The 26,171-nt window shown below is 43.4% G+C and carries 19 protein-coding genes and 2 tRNA genes; 11 read left to right on the top strand and 10 right to left on the bottom strand.

The window, feature by feature from the left end; translation table 11 throughout:
- Positions 1-201: 201 nt before the first annotated feature.
- The 7 genes from smc to psbU all read right to left on the bottom strand — a co-directional run bounded on the left by smc (position 202) and on the right by psbU (position 10,555).
- The gene (smc, locus tag IM473_RS07715) at positions 202-3,732 is read right to left on the bottom strand and encodes a chromosome segregation protein SMC (RefSeq protein WP_287658288.1); all 3,531 of its coding nucleotides are present in this window, start codon (positions 3,730-3,732) and stop codon (positions 202-204) included.
- Positions 3,733-3,905: 173 nt separating this feature from the next.
- Positions 3,906-4,175, bottom strand: a complete 270-nt coding sequence (locus tag IM473_RS07710; RefSeq protein ID WP_287658287.1) for a YciI family protein — start codon at positions 4,173-4,175, stop codon at positions 3,906-3,908.
- 137 nt (positions 4,176-4,312) lie between these two features.
- Positions 4,313-5,761: an SAM-dependent methyltransferase gene (locus tag IM473_RS07705; RefSeq protein WP_287658286.1), complete on the bottom strand. Its 1,449-nt coding sequence runs from the start codon at positions 5,759-5,761 to the stop codon at positions 4,313-4,315.
- A gap of 155 nt (positions 5,762-5,916) precedes the next feature.
- Complete coding sequence (locus tag IM473_RS07700; protein ID WP_287658285.1) at positions 5,917-6,990, bottom strand: glycosyltransferase family 4 protein; 1,074 nt, start codon at positions 6,988-6,990, stop codon at positions 5,917-5,919.
- Positions 6,987-8,081, bottom strand: a complete 1,095-nt coding sequence (locus IM473_RS07695; protein WP_287658284.1) for a HEAT repeat domain-containing protein — start codon at positions 8,079-8,081, stop codon at positions 6,987-6,989. The genes IM473_RS07700 and IM473_RS07695 overlap by 4 nt, the downstream gene beginning before the upstream one ends.
- A 206-nt stretch (positions 8,082-8,287) precedes the next feature.
- Positions 8,288-9,955, bottom strand: a complete 1,668-nt coding sequence (nadB, locus tag IM473_RS07690) for an L-aspartate oxidase (protein ID WP_287658283.1) — start codon at positions 9,953-9,955, stop codon at positions 8,288-8,290.
- Between the two features lie 192 nt (positions 9,956-10,147).
- A complete protein-coding gene (gene psbU, locus IM473_RS07685; RefSeq protein ID WP_079208983.1) occupies positions 10,148-10,555 on the bottom strand; it encodes a photosystem II complex extrinsic protein PsbU in 408 nt (135 codons plus the stop codon).
- 532 nt (positions 10,556-11,087) lie between these two features.
- On the opposite strand from psbU, the gene IM473_RS07680 reads away from it, so the two are divergent.
- The 5 genes from IM473_RS07680 (at position 11,088) to IM473_RS07660 (ending at position 16,115) form a co-directional block, all read left to right on the top strand.
- Positions 11,088-11,723: a peroxiredoxin gene (locus IM473_RS07680; protein WP_287658282.1), complete on the top strand. Its 636-nt coding sequence runs from the start codon at positions 11,088-11,090 to the stop codon at positions 11,721-11,723.
- A 591-nt stretch (positions 11,724-12,314) separates the two neighbouring features.
- Complete coding sequence (locus IM473_RS07675) at positions 12,315-12,611, top strand: ferredoxin (protein WP_287658281.1); 297 nt, start codon at positions 12,315-12,317, stop codon at positions 12,609-12,611.
- Positions 12,612-12,748: 137 nt separating this feature from the next.
- Positions 12,749-12,833, top strand: a tRNA-Tyr gene (locus tag IM473_RS07670).
- 8 nt (positions 12,834-12,841) lie between these two features.
- Positions 12,842-12,913: transfer RNA gene (locus IM473_RS07665), tRNA-Thr, on the top strand.
- Positions 12,914-13,106: 193 nt separating this feature from the next.
- The gene (locus IM473_RS07660) at positions 13,107-16,115 is read left to right on the top strand and encodes an alpha-mannosidase (RefSeq protein WP_287658280.1); all 3,009 of its coding nucleotides are present in this window, start codon (positions 13,107-13,109) and stop codon (positions 16,113-16,115) included.
- Here IM473_RS07660 and psbN read toward each other — a convergent pair.
- Entirely contained in the window at positions 16,112-16,243 is a 132-nt protein-coding gene (gene psbN, locus IM473_RS07655) for a photosystem II reaction center protein PsbN (protein ID WP_002761150.1), read from the bottom strand. The genes IM473_RS07660 and psbN overlap by 4 nt on opposite strands.
- A gap of 168 nt (positions 16,244-16,411) precedes the next feature.
- On the opposite strand from psbN, the gene IM473_RS07650 reads away from it, so the two are divergent.
- From IM473_RS07650 to IM473_RS07635, 4 genes are all read left to right on the top strand, one after another.
- Positions 16,412-17,260, top strand: coding sequence for a carbonic anhydrase (locus IM473_RS07650; RefSeq protein WP_287658279.1), 849 nt, complete (start codon positions 16,412-16,414; stop codon positions 17,258-17,260).
- 83 nt (positions 17,261-17,343) lie between these two features.
- Positions 17,344-18,360, top strand: coding sequence for a glutaminase A (glsA, locus tag IM473_RS07645; protein ID WP_287658278.1), 1,017 nt, complete (start codon positions 17,344-17,346; stop codon positions 18,358-18,360).
- A gap of 390 nt (positions 18,361-18,750) precedes the next feature.
- Positions 18,751-19,110, top strand: a complete 360-nt coding sequence (locus IM473_RS07640; RefSeq protein ID WP_287658277.1) for a YtxH domain-containing protein — start codon at positions 18,751-18,753, stop codon at positions 19,108-19,110.
- Entirely contained in the window at positions 19,111-19,476 is a 366-nt protein-coding gene (locus IM473_RS07635) for a hypothetical protein (protein ID WP_002735843.1), read from the top strand. It abuts the gene before it with no gap.
- Between the two features lie 205 nt (positions 19,477-19,681).
- Here IM473_RS07635 and IM473_RS07630 read toward each other — a convergent pair whose 3' ends face one another.
- Positions 19,682-22,447, bottom strand: coding sequence for a leucine-rich repeat protein (locus IM473_RS07630; RefSeq protein WP_287658276.1), 2,766 nt, complete (start codon positions 22,445-22,447; stop codon positions 19,682-19,684).
- Positions 22,448-22,983: 536 nt separating this feature from the next.
- Here IM473_RS07630 and IM473_RS07625 point away from each other — a divergent pair.
- Positions 22,984-23,790: a TPM domain-containing protein gene (locus IM473_RS07625; protein ID WP_002754361.1), complete on the top strand. Its 807-nt coding sequence runs from the start codon at positions 22,984-22,986 to the stop codon at positions 23,788-23,790.
- 355 nt (positions 23,791-24,145) lie between these two features.
- Positions 24,146-24,850: an LmeA family phospholipid-binding protein gene (locus IM473_RS07620; protein ID WP_287658275.1), complete on the top strand. Its 705-nt coding sequence runs from the start codon at positions 24,146-24,148 to the stop codon at positions 24,848-24,850.
- Between the two features lie 51 nt (positions 24,851-24,901).
- Here IM473_RS07620 and IM473_RS07615 read toward each other — a convergent pair whose 3' ends face one another.
- The gene (locus IM473_RS07615; RefSeq protein ID WP_194017798.1) at positions 24,902-26,140 is read right to left on the bottom strand and encodes a DUF445 domain-containing protein; all 1,239 of its coding nucleotides are present in this window, start codon (positions 26,138-26,140) and stop codon (positions 24,902-24,904) included.
- Positions 26,141-26,171 lie beyond the last annotated feature (31 nt).

The following is a 26,171-nucleotide window of genomic DNA, read 5'->3' as shown; positions in this document are numbered from 1 at the left end:
AGATGTGAGTTTTCAGTTCACTGATTACTGTTTACTGATAACTGAAAAGCTTCCCACACCCCACTTCCCCACTTCCCCACTTCCCCCCTTCCCCACTTCCCCACACCCCACTTCCCCACACCCCAATTCATAATTCATAATTCATAATTTATAATTCATAATTCATAATTTATAATTCCCACACCCCACTTGCGTCTAAGGTTAAACTTTAATTCCTAGTACCTGTGTATGGGTTCCCCGCGCTTGGGTGACACCGATGGTTCTTTCCGATGCTTCAATCATCGGCCGACGCAAACTAACGACAATAAACTGCGCTTGTTGTGCTTGTTTTTGAATCATTTTGGCCAATTTCTCTACATTGGCCCCATCTAAAAACATATCCACTTCATCAAACGCATAAAAGGGAGAAGGACGATATCTTTGTAGGGAAAAAATAAAGCTTAAAGCGGTTAAAGATTTCTCACCCCCAGACATGGAACTTAATCGCTGTACGGGTTTTCCTTTCGGATGGGCCACCAGATTTAAGCCACCATTAAAGGGGTCATTTTCGTCTTCTAATTGCAAGTAACCATCACCATCGGACAGGGTAGCAAATATATTCTTAAAGTTTTCGTTAACGGCAGTAAATGCTTCCTGAAAAGCATTAAATCTGAGGGTGGTAAAGTTTTCTATGCGTAAAAGTAGTTCGGTTCTTTCTCCCTCTAGAGTTTGCAGTTTTTCTGATAGTTCATCTAATCTCTCTTTAGTTTTTTGGTGTTCTTCTAAAGCTAACATATTCACAGGTTCTAAAGCTGCTAATTTCTTTTGTAACTGCCGAATATCGCTTTGAATTTTCTCGAAATCTCGCTCACTTTCGGGAATTTCGGGCAAGGGATTGGGTAAGTCGCTTTCTAGTTGACTAATTTCTGTCTGTAAAGTGGTTAGTAATGCTTGTCTTTCCTCTTGATTGTTGACTAACTTTTCCGATTGCCAGATAGCCTGTTGTTGTTGGTTTTGTTGTTGTCGCAAAACTGTCTCTAATTGGTCTCTTTTTTGCTTGGTTTCCCCTAGTTGTTGCGATAATTGCTGTAAAGCTTGATTGATTTCTAAAATATGGTGATCAAGTTTTTCTATCTCCAGATTACCGATATTTCTCTGATTAACTGCATCGGTAATTATCTTGTCAATCTCAATAATTCTATCCCCAGACTCTTGACTTTTTTCTTCTAGTCTGATCTGTTGACTTTGTAAATCTTTCAACTGTTCGCGGACTGTCGCGAGGTGATTTTCTTGGGTTTGTAACTCTAATTCTTGAGCGCGAATTATTCCCTGTACCTGTTGCCATTCGCTATGGGTATGATTGGCCTCTAAAGCAGTTAATTTTTCCTGTTCTTGCTGTAAAGATAACTCTAACTCAGGAATTTCTCTGGTTAATACCTCTAACCGTTGACGAGAAATAGTAATTTCCTCTTGCTGGCCCGATAATTGACGGGTTAAATCCTCTTTTTCTGTGGTTAAACGTTGTAAATCCTTGCTTAATTGTTGTAGAGATAATTGATTTTCCCGATGACTTTGACGGGTTTCGGTTAACTGTTGGGTTAACTGACTGATAAGATTATTAACTTGAGTAATTTTTTCTTCGTTGCGGGTAAGAATGCGATCGATTTCTGCTAATCTTTCCCGTAGAGATTCCACTTCACTAGACTCCTTAGGAGAAATTTTACCAAAACGCAGCCCCGATCGCGTCGGTTGGCTGCCTCCAGTCATAGCGCCAGTCATCTCTAATAACTCGCCATCCAAAGTAACGATGCGATATTGATTGATATAATAACGGGCAGAATCTATATCCTCGAAAACCACCGTACTGCCAAAAATATAGTTAAAAACCTCCCGATACTGGGGTTGAAACTTAACCAAATTCACCGCTAAATCCAGATAACCCCGCGCGTGACGCAGAGAGGAAATATCCTGGGGACGGGGAGGACGAATTTTATTCAGGGGTAAAAAAGTGGCCCGACCGATGCGACGCTGTTTTAGCAAGGCAATTCCGGCAGCCGCAACGCTATCATCTTGGACGACTACATGACCTAAACGACCTCCGGCGGCGATTTCAAGAGCAATTTGATAACGTTCTTCTACTTCGCCCAATTGTGCCACTAATCCGCAGATTCCGGGCAAATCTGACTGTAATAATATTTGAGTGGCATAGGTTCCCTGGGCCTCCTGTTGCGCTTGCTTGGTCGCTTCCAGTTTATCTAATTCCCTCTGTTTGTCCCGTTGTTCCTTGAGCAGACGTTTTTGGGTGTCCTGACTGATAACGCGATTTTGTTCGGCAATGGTGAGTTTTTGGGCTAAATTTTGGATATCGGGGGCCAATTGATTAATTTTTTGTAATATTTCTTGACTTTCTTCTGTTTTTGTGCTAATGACTTGCTCTAATTCTTGCAGACGTTGACCAGCTTCTACTATATTAGTTTGCAATCGATCGCATCTTTCGGTCAATTGGGCCCGTTGGCTAAGGTAGGGGTTTAATTGTTCCTGAAGACGGGTAATATTGCGGGAAAGGTCACTTTGTTCTTTTACCCAAGCTTCTGACGCTTCCGCGAGACTACTTGCTTGCAGACGATGGTTTTCTAGGGTTTCCCTTGCGGTTTGGGTTGTCAGTAGGAGATTGGGTAAAATTTCAGTTTCTAAACGGCTTTTTTGGGCAGTAATCTGATTTAATTCGAGATTGTAGCGATTAATATCCTCTAAAAGTCTGTTTTTCTGTGCCTGAGACTCTTTTTCAAGGTTTTCTAACTCTTTTTGTCGTTCTTGCTGTTGTTGTCGTTTGGCCTGTTGACTCGCTAATCGGGAAGTCAGGGACAGGTGTTCATCTTCCCCGAAAGCTTTAACCTGTTGATTGAGTTTCTCTAATTCTTGACTATTTTGGGCGATTTGTTCGGATAAATTGGCGATAGTCTCGGTTAAAACCTGTTTTTCCCTTTCCCCAGCTTGAATTTGTCCTTGTACTTGCTGGCAGCGCTGCTGGAGATTTTGCCAATGGAGGACAATTTCCCATTGTTGTTTTTCTTGGACTTGGGCCTTGAGTTTTTGGTATTTTTCGGCTTTAATGCGATCGAGTGCTAATTTCTCGAGAGATTTTTGCAATTCTGTGGCAATAATTTGGCAGCGTTCTTCCCTTTCTTTAACCGAATCGATATTCTCCTTAGTTTTCTCAATTTTGCGGTCAAATTCGGCTACTCCTGCCAATTCGTCGATAATTTCCCGTCTTTCCTTGGCATTCATGCTGATAATTCGGGTTACGTCCCCCTGTAACACCACGTTGTACCCTTCGGGATAGATGCGTAAACGGTTTAACTGGTCGTGAAGTTCGCTAACCGTACAGGTTTCCCCATTGATATAGTAGGTAGAAGTATAGCTGCCACCCTTAGCCACTTTTAAGCGTCGGGAAACCGTCCAATCCCTATCGGTTGCGTCGGGAATATCGCTAACATCAAAAGTCACCGAAACACTCGCTTCGGTGCTATGACGTTGACTGTTATAGCTATGATTGACTAAATCCGGTAATCTTTCGGCCCGCATTCCCTTGGAAGTAGCTAATCCCAAGCAAAATAGCAATGCGTCGAGAATATTCGACTTTCCCGAACCATTTGGACCAGAAACCACCGTAAACCCCGGTAAAAAGGGTATAGGAGTCGTTCCCCCGAAGGATTTGAAGTGTGAGAGTTCGACCTTTTTGATGTAAACCATGGCGATAAGCAAAAAGTAGGCAAGCTATCAGCTGTCAGCTGGAATCGATAAGGGATAACTCCGGTTTATCCTTGACAATATCCTCAGACTTGACCGGAGATGAGTTTGATTAGTTGCGTAGTTGGAAAATTTTATGACAACACCCTTATAGAAAAATATAGCTGATAGCCCCCTTAGATGACTTGAATCCATTCCTTGACTTGGTACTCTGTCCAGATGCCATTTTGCCAGTAGGGATCCGCTTCGATTAATTCTCGCACTTCTGACTCACTGGCTGCCTGATAAATTGCGAAAACTTGGCTTAAATCTGCCGTTGGTCCGATAGTAATGAGAATTCCCCGTTCTTTCTGTTGATTTAATCCCTCTAGATGCGCTTGACGATAGGGAGCGCGTTTTTCCACCACGTTTTCACAATAACTACCCCAGATAACAAATTTCGGCATATTTGACCTGTACTCTCTTGATCTGTTGCTATTTTACGATCGAATCGTCAATCAGACTAAATCGTTACAGTGCGATGCCGAAGGCACTGCATAGCAGATCACCGATCTTGTCGGGTGGGTCATTAACGCAGCTAAAATTAAAGCTTATAGGATAACAACTTCTCGGCTAAAACTGATAAATTTAAACTATTTAAAATACGGGTTTTTATCGGTCGTTTTTCATCCCAAAATATTAAGGATGAATAAAATTCTCTGCCTAGGGAAGAATTGAGAAGCTGTAAGGTTTTTTGAGCGGTATCTAAATCATCGAAGCTTAGGAAGTAAACAGTATCATCGAAAATAACGGGTTGATTTTGATAGGGTAATATCAGGTTAAAATTCAGTTTTTTATAAAGTCCAGAAATGGCAATTTTAAAAGGTGAGAAGCTGTAAGAACCCACGCCAAATATGCAAAAGTCTGGCTGATTTTGATAAATTTTGCTCTTTCTGTCTAGAAAATAATTTTTATGATCAACTAAATATTGCCAAGTTTTTGGTGCTATATCGCGTATATTTTCTGTAGATTCACCGATAAACTTCTGAGTTACCAAAATGTATTTATTGATAACCTCTAGGCGATTTTGTGCCACATCTGAACCTTTCAGGAGAGGATAAAGATAGGTGGGTTCAATATCAACGACTTCCTTTAAACCATTGAGAAAAATTCCATTAACTAACTGCAACTCCATGACTTTTGAGCAATCATGTTTAATTCCTGAACGCCATTTTTCCTGAGGATGCCGATGATATAAATATTCTAATCTAGTAAAAGCATTTAAATCTCTGACTAGGATATTATTTTGATAACCAATGCGCTGAAATTTCCCTTCTTCAAAACTATTGAAAACATCACAAAAGTAATTTTCTGAATGAGAATCAAATTGACAAAATAGAAGACAAGCATCTACATTTGCTTGAAAATATTTTTGAGTATTGATCGGATAAATTGCCGAGTAAACGAGATGAATTTTGTGAGTATAGATATAGTTTAAAATTTTTCTAGATACGGCCGTTTTACAAATAATTGCCAGATAAGCTGAACGTCGATCAAGACATTCGATCAGCTTAATTAACATCCACTCTGAAATATCAAAATTACTTTTTCCCGTCATGGCATCTAAACCATGATAGCCTTGAAAGTTGCTTTTGTGAGGTAAATTTTTTCCGTTAATAAGCCCTTGTTTTGAGTTGGTTATCCAAGGCAGATTCCCCAAAAATAAAATATTTTCTGTCCATGGTTGAGTCAGAGAATACCAGTCACAATCAAAAAAATTCTTCTGTTCAACTTGTATTCTTTGATCTTGGGATATTTGCCGATCTTGATTAATCTGAGTGATATAATTAGGATTAATTTCAAAGCCGAGGATTTTTTCAGTTTGTTTAAAGGTAAGTGCTGCTGCTTTTAAAAAGTTACCTATACCACAAGTTGGCTCAATAATAACATCGGGTTTAACATGAATTTGCCATAATTTTTGACAAATCTTTTCGGTTAACTCCGGGGGAGTTTGAAAGTCTCCATATTCAATTTTAACCTGAGAAGCTTGCATGACTAATTCTCTCTATAAATGGCTATTAATCCTTCTTCTTGACCGGCAAGATCGATTACCCTAGCTTTTTTCACTTTGTGTTCTTTGTGCCTCTGTGGTTGATCCCGAACCCTTCTGGGATAAAGATTTAACAGGACTAAACCAAGAGAGCCTATTTATTTTTGACTGCGAGCAAAAATTTCTTCAAACCAATTAATAGCTCGATTTGCCAAAGCTTCTAGGGAATATTTTTGCTCGACTACTGCACGACAAGAATATCGATCAATCCGGTCTAAATTTTTAATTCCTGTAACTAATCCCTCGATACTATCGGGTTCAACTAAAAAACCAGTTTTTCCATCTTCAATAATTTCTACTGGACCACCGCGACGATAGGCAATTACGGGAACACCACAGGCCAAAGCTTCAATAGCCACGTTACCAAAAGCCTCAACCCAGCGCGGGGTCATCAACAGGCCAAAACAGTCGCCTAGCTCTTTTTGTAGGCTCTCGGTGGGCAAAAACCCGCGATAATCGACTAAATCGAAACTGTAGGTATCCTGTAAATTTTGCCAGTAGAGAGGATCGGAAATATGACCGAAAACGCGTAAAGGCACACCTAACTGTTGACAAGCAGCGATCGCATCTTCCAAAGCCTTTTCCGGGGCAATCCGTCCCACCCAGGCTAGACAGGGGGAGGAATCGGCCCGAAACTGATACAAAGATAGGTCTAAACCATTAGCCAAACAGCGATAGGGGGGAGAGAGGGAGAAAGTTTCCGCTTGGGCGAGGGTGTGAAAAGCGAGTAAATGGGGAAAACTGCTATAGGTTTTTTCAATAATATGATCCATCGCCAAAGAAACGGAAGCCATGCTGACTAAATGGGCGACGGGAGTGGCAAAAAAAGGAGTGAGATAAAAAGGGAGCCAATCGTAGGCAAAATTAACAATCAAATCATACTGACTTTGTACTGATTGGGCGTAGTGCCACATATTGGCCAAAACGGCATTTTCGGGCATTAAAATCGGGGCTTGCTGGCCCTGACTTTGGGCGGAAATCTGGGCATTTCCTGCTATAGTGATTAAGGGAATATCATGCAACTGCGAGGCTTCTGGAGCCACTACCCGCACCAGATAGCCTTGCCTGGTCAGAGTACGAGCGAGATTATAAAGAGTTAATTCTACGCCACCGCCGCCCCCCGAACCCAGAAATCCCACGGGGGTGGAGATAAATAACAGTTTTCGACTCAATTTTGCACCTCAGTGGGTGTGGTTTCAGTGAAGGAAGTATCCTGTACGTCATCATCTTCCGGTTCACCAGTGGTTTCTAGGGGAGCAATATCTAAACGGGGAGCTAATTGCAGATTTAACTGTCTAATTGCCCAGCGTGCCGTTTCTTGCACTTCCTCATCGGAATCATCGAGGGCATGACAAATTAATTGACTGATCTGAGACATGATATCGTAGAGTCTGGTTAAATCCCGAATAGCATTTTTCCGCACCTGGGGATTTTTATCCTGGAGAGAGATAGCCAAAGCTTGGTTCATCGGTCGCAGGGAGCGGGTGCAGATTTGAGCGAGGGCTTCTAGGGTTAAACTGCGTTCGTAGGAATCCCCATCCACCATGCTATCGACTAAAGGCTGCATTGCCCTAGAATCGGACATCTGTGCCAGCTTCCAAACCGCCCGTCTACGGGTACGGGGATCGTTATCGCGAAGACTTTCAATTAAACTCAGGATTAAGTCGGCGTTCGGGATACGGGAGGTAGCTTGTACGGGCAAAGAAGGCTCGAAATCCTCTTCACCACCGCCATTAATGTCACTGCCCGTCTTGGTGTCCGCATCGAAGGAATTGCCATTGCCCCTAGAAAAGTTGTTGAGTGGGTTTTTAGGATTGACATAAGTTGTCTTTTTGCGGCGTTTTGAGGCTTTGCCCTTGGGACGGTATTGAAGGAAAAGCGATAGTAAAGCTGCCAATAAAGCGATGGATAACAGGGCTGAGCCAGCAATTAATGGTATTGGCAAATTCTCATTTTTGGCGGCTGCGTTGGCGGCCGCGGCGTTTTGACCTAAATACTTCTGCATATTAGCGATCGCATTTTGAGCAAATGTATTGTTCGGACGTTGTGCCAGAGCTTGTTGAAATTTTTCTAGGGCGAGTTGGTAATTTCTTTGGGCTGTGGCTTCGTAACCAGCTTTCATCAACTGATCGTAAGTGGCGACAGTCTGGGGTTGCTCTAACCTAGGTGGAGTTTGAGCGTTAGCCTTGGATAAAGCCTGAAAATCATGACCCCAAATGCTCACACCGATAGCTAACAACAATAAAAAATTAGGTTTGATCATAGAATTTATGTAACTGTTTAGGGGTGGGTAAAAGTATGATAGCCTAAAAGCCATAAATGACAAGCACTGAACCCCAGAGATGGGTCATAGACCACGATGATGGGGAAAAGCCACCAGTCAGCGTCGGGCAAATAGTGCCGCTACTGGGATCGGGGATAGAGTCCACTGTTTAGAGCTTAGGGATTATCTGTGAAAAACTGGCTTAATTAAGCTTGCACAGGCGTTTTGCGCCACGTTCGACCTTGAATAGTCGTGTGGAATTGCCAATTAGCTACAGTTTCTGGATAATCGCCCCGATAGTGACCGCCTCGGCTTTCTGCTCGTAATAAGGCACTTTCCAGAATTAAGTCGGCGATATCTAGAAGATTTAATGTCTCGATCGCTATTCTTATTTCTAACTGCACCGAGGGACACAAAAATAATTGTCCTTTGTCGGGGAGAAGATTCTGGAGAAATTGGCCCATCTTTAAGGAATGTAACTGTTGTTTCCACTGCTGCACCTGTAGGATAGCAGTTTCTAACTCATTTTGAAATCGGCAAATTCCCGCATTTTCCCACATTAAAATCGGTAATTCTCTCCGTACTTTTTGCCAGTATTCCTGTTCTTCCTGCCAATTTTCTGCGATTTCTAGGGGTTTTTCTGGTCTTTCCCCCAGAAAGTTTTCTGGCTCTAGACCTATTTCAACTAAACTTGCCGCAAAGACAATACATTCCAAGAGAGAATTACTGGCTAAACGATTGGCTCCATGAACACCTGTACTAGCGGCTTCGCCGATCGCATACAAACCGGGTAGAGAAGTACGGGCGTTTAAATCTGTGGCCACTCCTCCCATCCAATAGTGAGCGGCGGGGGCGACGGGAATCACATCCTCAAGCACATTAATGCCCCATTTTTGACAGATGCGGATAATATTGGGGAAACGATAACGCAGACGCTCCGGTTCGATCGGTCTTAAATCTAGATATACTTTGGCATGGGCGGGATCGTCGGAGGTTTTCTGCAAATGGCTAAAAATCGCCCGACTCACCACATCCCGGGGGGCCAATTCTCCGGCCGGATGATAATCGAAGGCAAAACGCCGCCCCTGGGCATCAATTAAATGCGCTCCTTCGCCGCGCACCGCTTCACTAATTAAAAACCGCGGCGCCCCCGGCACAGTCAAGGCGGTGGGGTGAAACTGAAAAAATTCTGGGTCGCGAATCACTGCCCCAGCACGCCAAGCCAGGGCGACTCCATCCCCGGTGCTAACGGCGGGATTGGTAGTTTGGGCGTATACTTGACCGCCGCCTCCCGTAGCCAGAATGACTGCTTGCGCTCGCAGCCAACAGAGATGATCTTGATGGAGTAAACAAATACCTTGACAGCGTTGCCCTTCCGGGTCAAGCCAGAGTTTCAGCGCAATCGCTTGGGGAATAATGGTAATATTGGAGCGCTCGGTCACTTTTTCCATCAGGGTACTGATGATCGCTCTCCCAGTGCGATCGGCTGCGTGTAGCACCCTGGCCTGGGAATGGGCAGCCTCAAGAGTGCGGGCTAAGTCGTCTCCAGAGCGATCAAAACTAACTCCTAACCGCAGCAAATCAGCGATCGCTTGAGGGGCCTTCTCAACTAAAAACTGGACGGCATAGCGATCACATAAGCCCGCTCCGGCCTTCAGGGTATCTTCTAAATGGAAAACGGGGGAATCTGCCGGGGACGTGGCCGCCGCAATTCCTCCCTGCGCCCAATCACTAGCCCCGGTTTTTAAATCTTCTTTGGTAATTAAACCCACCTTTAAGTTAGGGGGTAAACACAGCGCGGCATACAATCCCGCCGCTCCCGAGCCGACCACTAAAACATCTTGATAACTCGGCAGTTGCCAGGAAACGACCATTGAGGGATGAATTGATAAATTCTATTTATTCTAGCATTTCATTTCTCTATAGTTCTGGCAAAAATCGCCAGTTTTTACCTTGGGGCAGTATGCCAGATTCTTTCTTTTGCCTCTTGCCTTCAGAAGCTGATCACTGAAAAAGGTGAGCGATCGCCCACCTAGAAATTTTTTTAAAACCGTAATTAACTGGATTTAGTAAACTCCGGGGTTAAAACGGTCATCACCCTCGATAAATTCTTTAGAAGGCTCAGTAACGGTAAATTTCTCCAGATTAGCCTGTAAACGCTCTTTTTGAGTGGCCGAGAGTCCGGGGATATTGAGGACATCTTCCACTTCTTCGTAGGGGGCGTTTTTGATGATTTTACCGGCTAAATTGGGATAGAACCCTCTCAAGTCCCGGAAATCGCGAATATCACTGTTATTGAGGTCGATTTTCGCCCCAAATTCTGTAGTTAGTTTGGCATCGGCCGCATTTAAGACCGCCACAGGAAGAGAGGGAAGGGCGATCGAGGTGAGATTGAGAGCTTGAGCGGGAACTTTGCCCCAAAAACTCCCGATAATCAAGGCAATTACCGCCAGCAGACGAAAAAGATTCTTCATTGCAGTTGTGGTCTCCTAAAACCAAGGCAAATTAACGATCAGGACAAGAAATGAAGCCGTCAGCCTTCAGCTTTCCGACTAGGCATAGGGTGGGGAATTGGGACTTACCACCGCAGCTGACCTATTAGCTGAACGCTGATAGCTAGTTAAAAAAGTTATATCATGCCATTAGACCGGATCTTAACCTAGTTTGCCGCCCTAGGGGAAGGGTTTTGAGGGTTGGGGGATGGGGTTTTAGGGTTTTAGGGGTTTTAGGGTTTTGCGGTTTTGGGGTTTGATGACAAAGAACAAGTTGGTTAGGACAATCTAAATCGCTAAAACCCTTTTCTGGCAAGGATTTTCCTGCCGCCATCTGGCTGCTGCTACAGTTGAATTTCCCTATTTCCCTATTTCCCCACTTCCCCCATTTCCTCATTCCCCTATCCCCTAACCCAATTATTATAAATCCCTAAAATTATCGCTGACGAACAGCACTCCTATGGCATCATAGACTGTTGCTTGTCTTGAAATACATAATAAGGAAGACACAATTATGGCTCTCCAATTGGGTGATATCGTTCCAGATTTTACACAAGATTCTAGTGAAGGTCCGATTTCTTTTCACCAGTGGGTAGGAGATAGCTGGGTGGTGCTGTTCTCCCACCCGGCTGATTATACCCCCGTTTGTACCACGGAATTAGGTACGGTGGCTAGTCTTAAGTCAGAATTTGAGCGACGCAATGTGAAAGTGATCGCTTTGAGTGTGGATAGTGCCGAATCCCATCTGGGTTGGATTAATGACATCAACGAAACTCAAAACACTACCGTTAACTATCCGATTATCGCCGATGGCGATCGCAAAGTGTCGGATCTCTACGGCATGATTCACCCCAATTCCCTCAATAATCTGACGGTACGTTCGGTGTTTATCATCGATCCCAACAAAAAATTACGTTTAACCATTACCTATCCTGCCAGCACGGGACGCAATTTTAACGAGATCCTGCGCGTGATTGACTCCCTGCAGCTCACCGATAACTATCAAGTGGCTACCCCGGCTAACTGGACCGACGGTGGCGATTGTGTGGTGGTTCCCTCTATTCCCACTGAAGAAGCTCGCAGCAAATTTCCCAAAGGGGTTGAAGAAATTAAACCCTATCTACGCATGACTCCCCAACCTAATAAGTAATTAGTGATTGCTAATCGGTGAACCATATCCTGGAAAACTGACAATCCGAAAACCATAAAATCGTCAGGGAGGGTTAGCCATCCGTTACAACGGATGCTACCCCTGGCCACAGGGGATTTATCTCCCTCTATCATTTATTGGTTTGATTGTCAATATATTTTTTCCTAGTTTCCCTAGATGTGTTAGCGGCAGTAGTGCCGAAAAGCAATTTCTTGGCTGGGTTAAAGACAATTCATCGACATCTATCTTAACTATAAGTTAAATTAATATTTGACAAAAATCGGCTTAAGACGAAAAGAACAATTAACATTATGGCTCCAAATGCTTAGTAGGGGTTAGTTTAGCTAGATTGTAGAGGGATGAAATTATCTAGAGATCGAGCAAGGAGCGTCCAGAATTCTGGGTTAGATCTATAAGTAAATTTTATTTTAAGTTTATTTAAGACTGTCATTACTAATGCAAGGCTGAGTCAGGCAGATTTTCCCGTAGTATCAAAAATGAAACTCGCTCCAATCGTTCACTCTGAGGACGGGCGAGAGGCAATTGTAGAGACTGCCGCTTTCACTAGCATTTAATTAAGAGGAACAACCGATGGCAACCTATAAAGTCACCCTGATAACACCCGATGGCAAGCATGAAATTGATGTTAAAGATGATGATTACATTCTCGATATAGCTGAAGAGCAAGGAGTGGACTTACCTTATTCCTGCCGCGCAGGAGCTTGCTCCACCTGTGCAGGTAAACTTGAATCCGGTACTGTCGATCAATCCGATCAATCCTTCTTAGATGACGATCAAATTGAAGCGGGTTATGTCCTCACCTGCGTCGCCTATCCCACCTCTGACTGTGTGATCCTCACCCACCAAGAAGAAGCTGCTTTGAAGTAATCTCTCTCCAGATCGTCAGAAAACTCCCGTTAAAGCCATGGCTTTAATGGGACTTATTTTATGGCTCAAAAATTTTTTTCCCTAAACACTTGTGTGTTTTAGCTAAGGGTGCTATGATTGTTAATCGTGGAATTAATGGGTCGGTGCCCGAGTGGTTAATGGGGGCGGACTGTAAATCCGTTGGCTACGCCTACGCTGGTTCGAATCCGGCCCGGCCCACCACGATCAATGCCCGTGTAGCTCAGTGGTAGAGCACACCCTTGGTAAGGGTGAGGTCATGAGTTCAATCCTCATCACGGGCTTTCTCTAAAACCCTCTCCCCAAAGAGGTTTTCTGCCTAATACTAGGTTTTTGCTTTCCCTGCTCATTCTCAATCAGCCGTTGAAGGATGAGATTAAGTAAGTCTTCAGCACTATTGCGTTAACAAAAGTTCTCTTCTAGGGCAATTAGTCCTCGATCGCCTAAAATAGTCAAAATTAACTTATTTGTTGGCTCATGTCTCCCCTCGACAACATCGCTAAACTGTCTCACCTCACCCGCAGAGATGTTCAGAAAAATTGGTTGATCGCTACAGCAGCGGGAAAACCAATTCAACCCGTCACCCTCAATGAAAAACAATACATTATTTGGCCGGCCGGCAGACAAATCCAATATCTAACTCAAAAAATTATTGTCCCCGAACATTTAGCCGGTTATCCTTTAGCGGGAATGGAACTGAGATTAATCTTAACTTGGTGGGCGGAAGATGTCAAAATTTATGTTAATAATCAATTTATCCAAGCAGGAGACCTCTTTGATTCTTCCACCCGCATTTTACTTTCCAACTCGGTCTCTACCGGTCAAGAAATTCTTGTTACTCTCCGTTTAGTCAGTCCCAATCATGATATTGGTGGTTTGATGAAATCCCAGTTAATCTATGAATATAGCCAAGCGATCGATCCTAGTTTTGTTGCTGATGAATTAACCATTATTCATAATTATCTACAAACTTTTTATCCTGAAAACGTAGCGGCTTTTACCGCTACTCTCGATAATATCGACTGGGATAATGTCACCAACAAAGATAAATTTAATCAATCCCTAGAATCAATTCGTCAATCCCTGCAACCCCTCGCTCAACCTCTCAAAGAACGCAGTTTTCATCTTCTCGGCCACGCACATTTAGATATGGCTTGGTTGTGGCCGTTGGCAGAAACTTGGCAAGTGGCACAAAACACTTTTATCTCGGTTTTAAACCTGCAAAAAGATTTTCCTGCCCTCATATTTGGTCATTCTAGCCCCCTAATTTACGACTGGATAGAAAAACATCATCCTGACCTATTTCAAGCAATTCTAGAGGCATATAAAGGGCATTACTGGGAACTTTTGGGCGGGATGTGGGTAGAACCAGAAGTCAATTTAATCTCTGGGGAATCCCTATTTCGACAACTGCTTTATGGACAACAATATTTTCAAGCAAAATTTGGACAAATCACTGAAACTGCTTGGCTGCCAGATACCTTTGGGTTTCCCTACCAATTGCCGCAAATTCTTAAATCCTTTGGCATAAAATATTTTGTAACCGGGAAACTGCATTGGAATGATACGACTAAATTTCCCCACGGTTTTTTCTGGTGGCAATCTCCCGATGGTAGTAAAATTCTTTCCCTCATGTCTCCTCCCAATGTTGCCGGAGTTATGGATACTAATCCAATTATTATGACCGATCATGCTCTCAATTGGGAACAGCAAACCGGCTTAAAAGATATTTTTTGGCTGCCGGGAGTTGGTGACCATGGCGGCGGTCCGACTCGTGATATGTTAGAAGTAGCCCAACGTTGGCAAAAATCTCCTTTTTTCCCCCAGTTAAAATTTAGCCAAGTAACAACTTATCTGGACAGTCTAGAGACAAGTAATCTTCCTATCTGGGATGATGAATTATATCTAGAATTCCATCGCGGTTGTTATACTACCCACGCTGACCAAAAAGCCTATAATCGTTACTGTGAAATCCTCTTGTATCAAGGAGAATTATGGTCTTCTCTGGCTAATATCTTACTAGAGATTCCCTATCCGAAAGTCGAGATAGAATCCGCTTGGAAAAAGGTTTTATTAAATCAGTTTCATGATATACTCCCGGGTACTTCGATACCCGAAGTATTTAGGGATGCTAATCAGTTATGGCGGCAAGTTATCAGCACAATTGAAGCAATTTTAGAGCAAGCTTTACAGGCAATTGCTAATCAAATTAATTTACCTAATCCCCCCCATCCCCAAGCAAAACCTTTTCTAGTTTTTAATTCTCTTAACTGGGAAATATCCCAAGTTATCTCTTTAGCTGTAGAATCTGTAAATTGCTCGGTTTATGACTTAAATAATTGTCTCTGTCCTTCGCAATTATCCCACGACAATCACCTATTATTTCTCGCTGAAAATATTCCTGCTGTGGGTTATAAGTTATTTTGGTTAGTTCCCAATCAGCAAACAACGGAGAAAAATTTAACTAACTGCCAATTTATTTTAGATAATGGCTTACTTAAAGTTACTATTAACTCGGAAACGGGGGATATAGATAGTATATTTGATATAATTAATCAAAGAGAAATCCTGCAAGCTGCGGGGAACCAATTACAGGCATTTAAAGATCAAGGACAATATTGGGACGCTTGGAATATCGATCCGAATTATCAACAATATCCTTTACCAAAAACAGTATTAAAATCGATCGAATGCTTAGAATATGGCCCCTTGCGCTGGCAGATTCGCGTGATCAGAAGTTTAGCTGATTCGCAATTTTGTCAAGATTATATCTTAGAAAAAGATTCTCCTATTCTCCAGATTAAAACTATTGTTAATTGGCAGCAGGAACATACTTTAGTAAAAACCGCTTTTCCTCTCACCCTAAACAGCAATTTTACCACCTATGAAATTGCCTGTGGTGCGATCGAGCGTTCCCACGAACCAGAATCACCAAAATGGGAAGTTTACGGTCATAAATGGGCGGATTTAACCGATACAGAGGCAAACTACGGGGTTAGTCTTTTAAATAATAATAAATATGGCTATGATGCTACTAACCGGCAACTGCGATTAACTCTGTTGAGAAGTCCCCGATGGCCCGATGCCGAGGCGGATCTGGGGAAACAAGAATTTACCTATGCAATATATCCCCATCAAGGTAACTGGAAAACGGCGAAAACTGTCCATCACGCTTGGCAGTTAAACTCACCTGTCACCGTTGTTTTTATTACTAATTCTTCTCAATCAAACCAGTTGCCACCCGTGGCACAATGGTTAAAATTCTCGGCCGATAACTTAATTTTAATGAGTTTCAAACAAAGTGAAACATCCTTTCGGGGTTGGGTAATGCGCGTTTATGAATGTCAGGGAGAAAACGCTGTTATTGATTGGCAAAATCAATTACAATTAACAATAAAAGAATCGATCGACGGTTTAGAAAGAGCGATCGATCCTATTGAGCAAATTTCTCCTTGGCAGATAGCCACATGGTTATTAAAGAATTAATCTTCGTGATCTTCAAAAGGATCGCTTAATTCTGCTGCCGGCGGTCCAAAAGCAGTATAAAGAGCTAAAGCGGTAATCCCCACCAAAGCGGCAGCGATCGAAATACCCAAAATTGTTGCAGTTTCCATAAAATAAAATTTGCTTAGATACAGTCCGTATCCTATCTTAACAAGATATAACCGATCTCGCAGCCGACAGCGATCGCTAATCTGGCCGGTTGCATTGCTGTTATCTCATGCCCGATAATGGTGAAAGGATCGACTAAATAGCGATCAAACTAAACTAGAAGAATTATTATGAAGAAACTCCTACAGGGACTAGAAAAGTTCCAGAGTGGTTATTTTGATGAACATCGGCAATTATTTGAGCAACTCTCCCACGGACAAAAACCGAGAATCCTGTTTATCACCTGTTCCGATTCCCGTATCGATCCTAACCTAATTACCCAAGCGGAGGTGGGGGAATTATTCGTAATTCGTAATGCGGGAAATATAATTCCTCCCTACGGAGCAACCAATGGTGGTGAAGGTGCATCTATAGAATATGCTATCAACGCTCTCGGCATCGAGCAAGTGATTATCTGCGGTCACTCCCATTGTGGAGCGATGAAAGGTTTGTTAAAATTGCAGAGTCTGGCCGATGAAATGCCTTTAGTTTACGATTGGTTAAAACAAGCAGAAGCTACTCGACGTTTAGTTAAGGATAATTACAAGGAACTAGAAGGGGAAGAACTGATCGAGGTGACAGTAGCAGAAAATGTTCTCAATCAGTTAAGTAATTTGCAAAGCTATCCAATTATTCGTTCCCGATTACATCAGGGTAAATTGTCCCTACACGGTTGGATTTTTCGGATTGAAACCGGCGAAATTTTAGCCTACGATCCCATCCTACATGATTTTGTCGCTCCCCATAGTAAAATTACCCATCCCGAACCGGAAGAAAATTTACCCCCCAGTCGTCATCTTCCCAATAGTCATCCCTTCAAGATTTCTGAGGATTATATCAGGACTCATGCGGACTTAAAAAAAGCGACTCCTGCGGTTAATACTGTGGCCAAAAAGAATGGCTCCTCAACCCAAAAACCGGGGTATAATTATTTAGAACCCTCCCAAGCTGATCGCATTTATCGCGGTTCGAGAAGTTAATTAGGGATTACAGAAATTCTCTAGAGATGTGCTTATTCCCCGTCTCTAGAGGGGCAATTAAACGATAACTGCTATACTCCTCTATGGCTTCCCCAAAAGATTTTATTAGTCCCGTCAATTCCGAGAAAGAGTTAGTCTATCCTTTTCGGAACTATCTTAACTATCTGCACGCAAAATACTCTGATTTACAGACGGGGAATATCGCCGATTATATTCCGGAATTAGCCCTAGCAGCTCCAGAATGGTTTGGTATTTCTGTAATTAGCACTGACGGTCAGATTTTTGAGGTGGGCGACTGCCAGCAAACCTTTACAGTACAATCGATTTCTAAAGCTTTTGTCTTTGGATTAGCTCTAGAAGATCACGGACGGGAATACGTTAATAGTAAAGTCGGTGTTGAACCCACGGGAGAAGCTTTTAACTCGATTATTCTCGATGAAAAAACCAATCGTCCCTATAATCCTATGGTTAATGCTGGTGCGATCGCTACCACGGATTTAATCACCGGACAGAATGCCACGGAAAGGCTAAAACGTATTTTAGAGATGTTTAAACGCTATACGGGTAGGGATCACGAGATTAATGTCCCCGTTTTTCTCTCGGAAAAATCCACCGGCAATCGCAATCGGGCCATGGCTTATCTGATGCTAAATTTTGGCATGGTTAGCGATAAAATTGAAGAAACCCTCGATCTTTACTGTCAACAATGCGCCATCCTCGTCCATGCTCACGATTTAGCCCTCATGGCTGCTACCTTAGCTAATGGGGGTGTCAACCCAATCACAGGAATACGGGCGATCGATGAACACTACGTTCAAGATGTGATCAGTGTTATGCTTACCTGTGGAATGTACGACGCTTCAGGAGAATGGGCCTATCGGGTAGGATTACCGGCAAAAAGCGGTGTCGGGGGCGGAATTACGGCAGTAGTTCCCCATCAGTTGGGAATTGGGACCTTTTCGCCCCTTTTAGATGAAAAAGGCAACAGCATCAGAGGAGTGAAAATTTGTCAAGATATTTCAGAGGATTTTGGTTTACATTTATTCAATGTGGCTAAACCAGAAAGAGATTTAAAAACATGGCTTGAAGGTAATAGTTGATATTGATAGCTGTCCCCGACAAGAGCGCCTAACGGCCCTGGGAAATTAATTTGGCCAGAGGTCTGTGGAAAAAAATGTCATAAACCTCTTGACAAAAGCAGCGGATTGTGTGTATTATTACTATTGTGTGAGGAGTATAAGTTCAGCATAAGAAGAACCTTTGGGGTCGAAACACGGCAAGACTCCCAGAGGTTCTTCTTTTTCACTTCCTTATTTGCTCAAAGTCAGCCATAAAATCAGGTTTTACCCGATCGCTAGTTTTTTCTCAAGTTATCCCTTCTAGGTCTGTTGCCCCTTGCCAAGAGCAACAGTCCAAAATTTTGCCGAAGAAACTGCACAAGAGAAGTGTAATTGCTCGTAAAATTGGGAATTAAGTACAAGGGCAATCCTATGGCAGATAAAAATAACGGTAACGGTGGCTTATTCCTCGTCGGGGTTTTAGTAGGCAGTGCGATCGGAGTAGCGGCGGGTTTATTAGTAGCGCCGAGATCTGGAAAAGAAACCCGTCGAATTCTGCAAAAATCCGCGCGGGCTTTGCCTGAATTAGCCGAAGATCTGACCACGACGATGCAATTGCAGGCCGATCGCCTATCGGAATCGGCCCGGCGTAATTGGGATGATACTTTAATCAGATTAAAAGAGGCGGTGACAGCCGGAATCGAAGCTAGTCAAAGTCTAGCCACCGACAATCCTTTCCCCGACTCGCAAGAATCCCCCCAAGGCGATAATCAACACTCGAATCACTACTAAATGACCGAACCTATTTTCTGGCTAGGATGTTCTTTACTGCTGGTCGCCGTTAGTTTAACGGCGGTTTTCATCGCCGCTTTACCTGCCCTGCAAGAGTTAGCCCGGGCAGCCCGGAGTGCCGAAAAACTATTCGATACCCTCCATCGGGAATTTCCCCCGACTCTAGAAGCAATTCGCCTGACAGGGGCGGAAATCAGCGAATTAACCGACAATATCGATGAAGGGGTCAAAAGTACCCGCCAAGTTGTCCAAGGAGTCGATCGCAGTCTCGGTAGTGCTAAAGCTGGTCTTAGCAAGCTCGATCGTGGCAGCCGTCGCCTCTTGATCGGTTTTAAAGTCGCTTGGAATACTTGGAAACGCAGTTAAGGAGATGGGGCAGTGGGGTGTAGGGTGTGGGGAAGTGGGGAAGTGGGGAGATAGGAGAATTTCGACTAATACCCCAAAACCCTCAAACCCCAACTCCCTAAAACCCCAACTCTCAACTCCTAACCCCACCAACAAACTTTTTCAGCAAACCCTAAATATTTGTAAACTTTTTCGTCTAAGTTACTTTTCTGTGGTAAGCAAATCTTTACTGCTCCGATTCGGGGGTTTCTTGGGAGGTGTCATCGTTCTTGGTTTTTGGTTCTTGTCCTTTAAAAATCGTGATGGATCGCCAAAAACCCTCTAAAAACTGATTGAAGGTCGTTTCATTGATTTTACCCGTCAAGAGCAATCCCACAATCACAATCAAAGCAAAGATAAAAATAATTGCCAAAACGCTGGTAATAAACTGTACCACTGGCACAGTATTGGCAAGCACCGCAAAGATAAAAGCAACCACAGCTAAAACCAGCAACAAAGCGAGACTAGGTTTCAGGAGATTGCGATTTTCTGGCGTTTTGGAACCTATAGGGCGATTTTCTCGGCTTTTGCGGCTAAGTTGCTGTCTTTCGTCGAGATCTCCTTCTCTTTCTGTCTTAGATTCCACCCCTTCTAAGATATCGCGGATATTGTATTTGCCGCGCAAACCGGGGAGAGTTGCTTCGACGCTGCCTTGGCGATCGAGTTTTATCAGATAGAGATAATCGACGGGAACTTCTACCCCGGTGGGTTTTTCCCCTTGCAATTCTCGAATCACTAACTTTTCCTGTACGGCTAAATTAGGGATAGTAGCGTGAATTTTCTGAAAATCTGTCTTAATAATAGCTAAAAGCGCACTAGCACGCTCGCCCTCGGCTTTTATGCTAATGTAGTTATCTTCCTCGTCGGCACGCACCAAAGCTTTGTTAAGATCCATTGTCAGAACCACACCACTACGCCAACGCATGGTTTTATAGATCATCTGGTGATTGCGGACGATAAAGCGGGAAATGATGCTACCGGGCAGGATATCATAACGGTACTGGAAGTGTAAAGGTGCGTTTTCGTAGATATCCACATCTGGTTCATCGATGGGTAGAAGATCGGTGATTAGATAGCGATCGGGACTGTAACCATCAAGGGGAAAACAGAGTTCAAATTTTCCCATCAAATCCATCAAAAATCGGCGTTTATTTTCGGGATAACGTTGGGGTTGTTTGAGAATATTGTGCAGTTCTGGCAGTGAGAGAATGCCCTTTTTTTGCACCATCAAATCGTGATTATTGAGAATATCGTAAACACCGTCAGTTACCCATTCCGGGTTCAGGACATTGGTTTCATTCAGTCGCGGATCATCTTGGTAGTTGAGGACAATACCGAGATCGTGGAGAAACTGCACTAAACTTTTTTGAGCGCTGGCCTCTTGAATCTCGGCTTTCTGACACATTTCCTGATACTTTTCGTAGGAAATAAAGTCATAACTCTCTTGCATTGCTTCTAGTTGAGTTTTGATCTGAAACCAACTATTAGGAAATAAATCTTTGATATGGGGAATAGCATCGATTTGGGAGGCGATTTCTTGCACAAGTTGCTCGATTCCCACACCGGTTTTACAGGAAGTGGCGATTAGCTTGGTAATTTGGGGATATTTTTTCTGGAGGGTGCGGATCTTAACTTGGGGGGGATGTTCATCGGCACAATTACCCACGATAATCACGGGAGAATTGCCTCCGTAGGTTTCAATGAGTTTTAACCAGTATTCCAGACGGTTTTGCTGTTCGTTTTTGCGGTTGTCGAGGACAAGCAGATAAAGACTGCGTTTAGTCAGAAAAAACTGATGGGTGGTTTGCATCACTTTCTGACCGCCAAAATCCCAGAGATTGAGGCGAATATCGGGTTTTTGGGGCAGTTGCCACTTTTCAATATTAATGCCGGGGGTCTTGGGTTCTTCGGAATTAAAGGTATTGTGCCGTAACCGCTTTAACAGGGAAGTTTTCCCCACATCCCCCTCCCCCACCAATAAAACTTTAAGCTCGTTAAGAGGGCGTTTTTTTCCTTTATACTTGAGATAACTGAAAATCGCCTGCGGGTTGCCATCCTCCCATGTTGTTTTACCCCATCCCTGACGAATAATTTCAAGAGGAACGTTGGTAATCGGGTTATTTTTGAGGACTAATCGCTTCAGGTTGACTAGGTGAGCGAGTGCTTCTGGAATCTCCCTCATTTGGTTATTGTTGAGATAGAGGCTTTGCAGGGAGGTGAGTTGAGCGAGTGCTTCTGGAATCTCGCTGATTTGGTTATTGTTGAGATAGAGGCTTTGCAGGGAGGTGAGTTGAGCGAGTGCTTCTGGAATCTCGCTGATTTGGTTATTGCTGAGATAGAGGCTTTGCAGGGAGGTGAGTTGAGCGAGTGCTTCTGGAATCTCGCTGATTTGGTTATTGCTGAGATAGAGCATTTGCAGGGAGGTGAGGTGAGCGAGCGCTTCTGGAATCTCGCTGATTTGGTTATTGCTGAGATAGAGGTTTTGCAGGGAGGTGAGTTGAGCGAGTGCTTCTGGAATCTCGCTGATTTGGTTATCGCTGAGGTCGAGGGATTGCAGGGAGGTGAGTTGAGCGAGCGCTTCTGGAATCTCCCTGATTTGGTTATAGCTGAGGTCGAGGTGTTGCAGGGAGGTGAGTTGAGCGAGCGCTTCTGGAATCTCGCTGATTTGGTTATAGCTGAGATCGAGGGATTGCAGGGAGGTGAGTTGAGCGAGCGCTTCTGGAATCTCCCTGATTTGGTTATTGTGGAGATAGAGGACTTGCAGGGAGGTGAGTTGAGCGAGCGCTTCTGGTATCTCCCTGATTTGGTTATAGCTGAGATCGAGGGATTGCAGGGAGGTGAGTTGAGCGATTTCGGGGGGAATTTCTGTTAAGTTTCTGCCGGACAGAGCCAACTCCCTCGCTCTTTCGTCCTTTGCCTGTTGAATCAACTCTAATACTTCCTGTGCTGTCATGGACCATCCCCCCGCTACTATATTTACTCCATTTTGGCAAAAGATCCAGTTAATGCCACTGGTTGAGACCTCATCAGCTTGAGTTGAGTTTCTGGAGAGTGAACTGAAAACTCGCATCTGATGACCGATAAGGGACTTGCGTGGGAATAATATCCTAGCCAGAAAATCGCTCTGTAGAAGAATCAGGCCGGCCAGATGGCATATTATCAAAGCGCAAGTCCCTTAGCTGCGGGGACTCTCAAAGGCTCTCCCCCTACTTAGGGTGATCAGCAAACCTGGGCGATCGGAGGGCGCAGGTTCCTTGCGCCCCTACAGTAACGGATTTTGTCCACAATGTAGGGGCGAACTGCGTTCGCCCAAAAGGTACATTAATGTAGGGGCGAACTGCGTTCGCCCAAAAGGTACATTATCAAAGCGCAAGTCCCTAACTGGGTGACTAAAGTTGAGAATTCCCTTAAGATAAAGTAAATAAGTGTAAAGAAACTGAAAGTTAGCCTACACCCTTGCTGAAAAAATTCTCATTGTCTAGAAGTGCTATGCTCAATCGTTTTTGCCGAGGAATCTCGATCGCTCTTGTAATTGGTGTCATTAGCTGTCTGGGTTGGATTATCTGCCCAAATCAAGCTCTAGCGGTGAATAATCCCGAATTACTGCCCAATCAAGCCACTCCGATCGTTGATTTAGCCAATTATCTACCCGCAAAACAGGAAGAGGCATTAATCCGAGATATCGAGACATTTCAAGGGGAAACGGGCTGGAAAATGCGAGTTTTAACCCAATATGACCGCAGCCCCGGCCGGGCCGTGATTAATTTCTGGGGATTGGATGATAAAAGTATTCTCCTAGTGGCCGATGGTCGCGGCGGTAATCTACTATCTTTTAGTATTGGTGATGCCGTCTATGAATTTTTACCCCGCACTTTTTGGATCGAATTACAGGCCCGTTTCGGTAATATGTATTTTGTCCGGGAAAATGGCGAAAATAACGCGATCGTACAATCCTTAGACACGGTAAAAGGCTGTTTAGTTAAAGGTGGTTGTGCGGTAGTCCCCGGCCTACCGAAGGAACAGTGGATTTTAACTTTAATTACCTCAATTGTCGGCGGTTTAGTCTTCGGTTTTGCCGGTATTCCCCGCAAAGAAGGACAGGTTTTCGCTTGGCAATGGGTTTTAATTGTCTCTCCCCTCTGGTTTATCCTCTTTGTTGCTTTTGGCATCGGACCGGTGGTTACTCGCACCAGTGAATTACTGCCCCTTTTCCGCAATTTAATCGGTTTTGCTCTCGGAGTTTTAGTCGCCTATCTTTCCCCTCGTTTTAATTCCCTCAACGCCTCAAAAACCTAAAAATTAGCGGCTTTTCAGTGATCAGTGATCAGTAATCAGTGAAAAGAAAGTAGCGAAGTTTTTATCTATAACTGATACCAAATCTGGTTATTAAGTTGTTGGTTATAATTAAATTAAAAATGAATTTTAGGTTCGATCCCCCCTTAATCCCCCCTTAATCCCCCCTTGATAAGGGGGGCATCTGATGATTTTTAACGCCTACCTACTTAAAAACTGATTATTTATTCCCCTTTGCCTTTTGCCTTTTGCCTCTCCTCAACGGATTTAGTATGATAGCTGACGGCAGCCCCTCATGGTTCGATCGATCTAGCTCTGTTACAATTAGAAACATTGTGGAGTGAGTGAGATAACGTTTATGTGGGTCAATACTCAAAGTGAGATTATTAGTAAGGTTTTGCCGCCAGCAGTACGTCTGTTCTTAAAAACGCAAGTAGAACAGATAGAAGATTTAGAAATGCAGCTGCAAGGTCATGATCGGCAAATTTTGCGCGGTTATATCCCCGGGGTATTTTTAGCCGTAGGAAGAGCGATTTATCAAGGTTTACATCTAGGTAAAGCGCAATTAAGAGGGGAAAATATTCGTCTTAATATCGGGCAGGTTTTGCGAGGGAAACCCCTAAAAATTTTGGAACCTATTCGGGTTAGCGGTGAGGTGGAAATTAACGAACAGGATTTAAATAATTCGATCGCCTCGACTATTTTAATTAATGCTTTTGCCGATTTACTAATTTTTTCCCTAGAAAATAACGGAGTTGTTAACGCCAGAGAAATTATCTCACAACAGCGTTTTAACTGGAAAAATGTTCTCTTAAATCAGGGTTATTTCTCTCTTCTCGGCCATAGAGAAACAGGTGCAGAAGTAATTTTTAGCGCTGATATTACCTTAAAAGATGCCCGCACTTTAGGGATTAGTCCCCGACAATGGCAAGGTTTAGCCCCAGATTTATCTATTGATTTGCAACCCTTTACCGTCGATTTAGGTAAAGATGTGGAGATTAAATCTTTTATTCTCGACGATCAAACTCTTTTCTGTCAGGGAAGTTTTTTGATTTTACCTTAAAAATAAACGGGATGATTCCGGTGGGTTAAACTAAGTTAACCCACCTAATTATTACCCCGGATTCTGTGCGATTAAAATAACTGTTTGCATTAGTCCGACGAGAAGACCGAGAATCCCACCGAGATTAACAATTCCCTGTAATTCCTGTTTAACAATTCCTTGAATAGCATTTTCTAGATCGGCCGGCGAAGTGGCATTTACCCGATCGCGGATTACCTGATCGATGTTGAGAATCGGGATAATTTGGGCGACTAATTTCTCTAAATCTTCCTCTAGATAACGCTCTAAAATTAACGCTAACTCTTGACTAATTACCCCTAATGATGTAGTCATTGACCCCGAAGATTGCAGACGATTAATAATTAAATTAGCGATTTGATCCCAGTCGATCGTTTGTCCAAAATCTTGCAGAAATTGTTCGCCACTTTCTTGAATATAAATTCGCACCGTATCCCTAGTGGTTTTACGCAATTGTCTGACGGTGGAGATAGGTAAATTTTGCAAAGAGATACCTTGTAACCAGTTTTTCAGACGATTACGCATCTCTAAAGATAGTAATAATTCTTTGATTCTGGTATTAGCTAAATCCTTTTCATCAAGGCAAAAAGTGCGTAAGCGAGCGAGGGCATTGCGTAAACCGAATAAATTGGCTACTACCCAATAGGTTCCACTGGTTTTTTCCCGAAATCCTTCATCGATAACTTGAATATTGCGATCGGTTAAAAAATCGATTAAAGCTAGACGGATAACATCAGCAGGTAGGACGGTTTCTAATAGCCAATCGGAGAATTGTCGCGCCTGTTGTTCACTGAGAGAAAATTCTAAGACTAGGCGATCAAAAATTTGATTGATCTGTTTTTCTAAAAAGTCCTGCCGTCGGGCTAAAACTTTTAGTAATCTCGCTAAAGATTCCCCGAATAAATCGTGAAGAATCGCCGCCAAAATCTCGGCGGTTTTTGCTTGCCGATCGCCTTTTATTTGTTTTAAAGCTAATTGTAACAGCCAGAGTATCGCCCCCTGTACCCTTTCGGTGTCGAGGAGTCGTTTAGCCAGTTTTTGTAGTTCCTCGGGGGTTAACAGGGAACCCATGATCGTATCCGATACCCGGACAGCTAATCGATCTTGATTGCGAGGAATTAACCCCGGGGTGAAGGGAAGAGGACGCTTACCGATATAAATCGCCTTGTAGGGACGAAATAGCATTTTTATGGCTACATCGTTGGTAAAATAGCCAATAATTGCCCCCGCGATCGGCGGTAAGATCCATGTCCAAAGAGTAGGGAGATTCAATTTAGCAGCAAAAAATAAACGGAAATGTGAG

Origin of the sequence: Microcystis sp. M015S2, from assembly GCF_020245945.1 — a bacterium.
Lineage (GTDB): Bacteria > Cyanobacteriota > Cyanobacteriia > Cyanobacteriales > Microcystaceae > Microcystis.
Note: the sequence above shows the minus strand (reverse complement) of the source record. Positions and strands in the feature narration are given on the sequence as shown.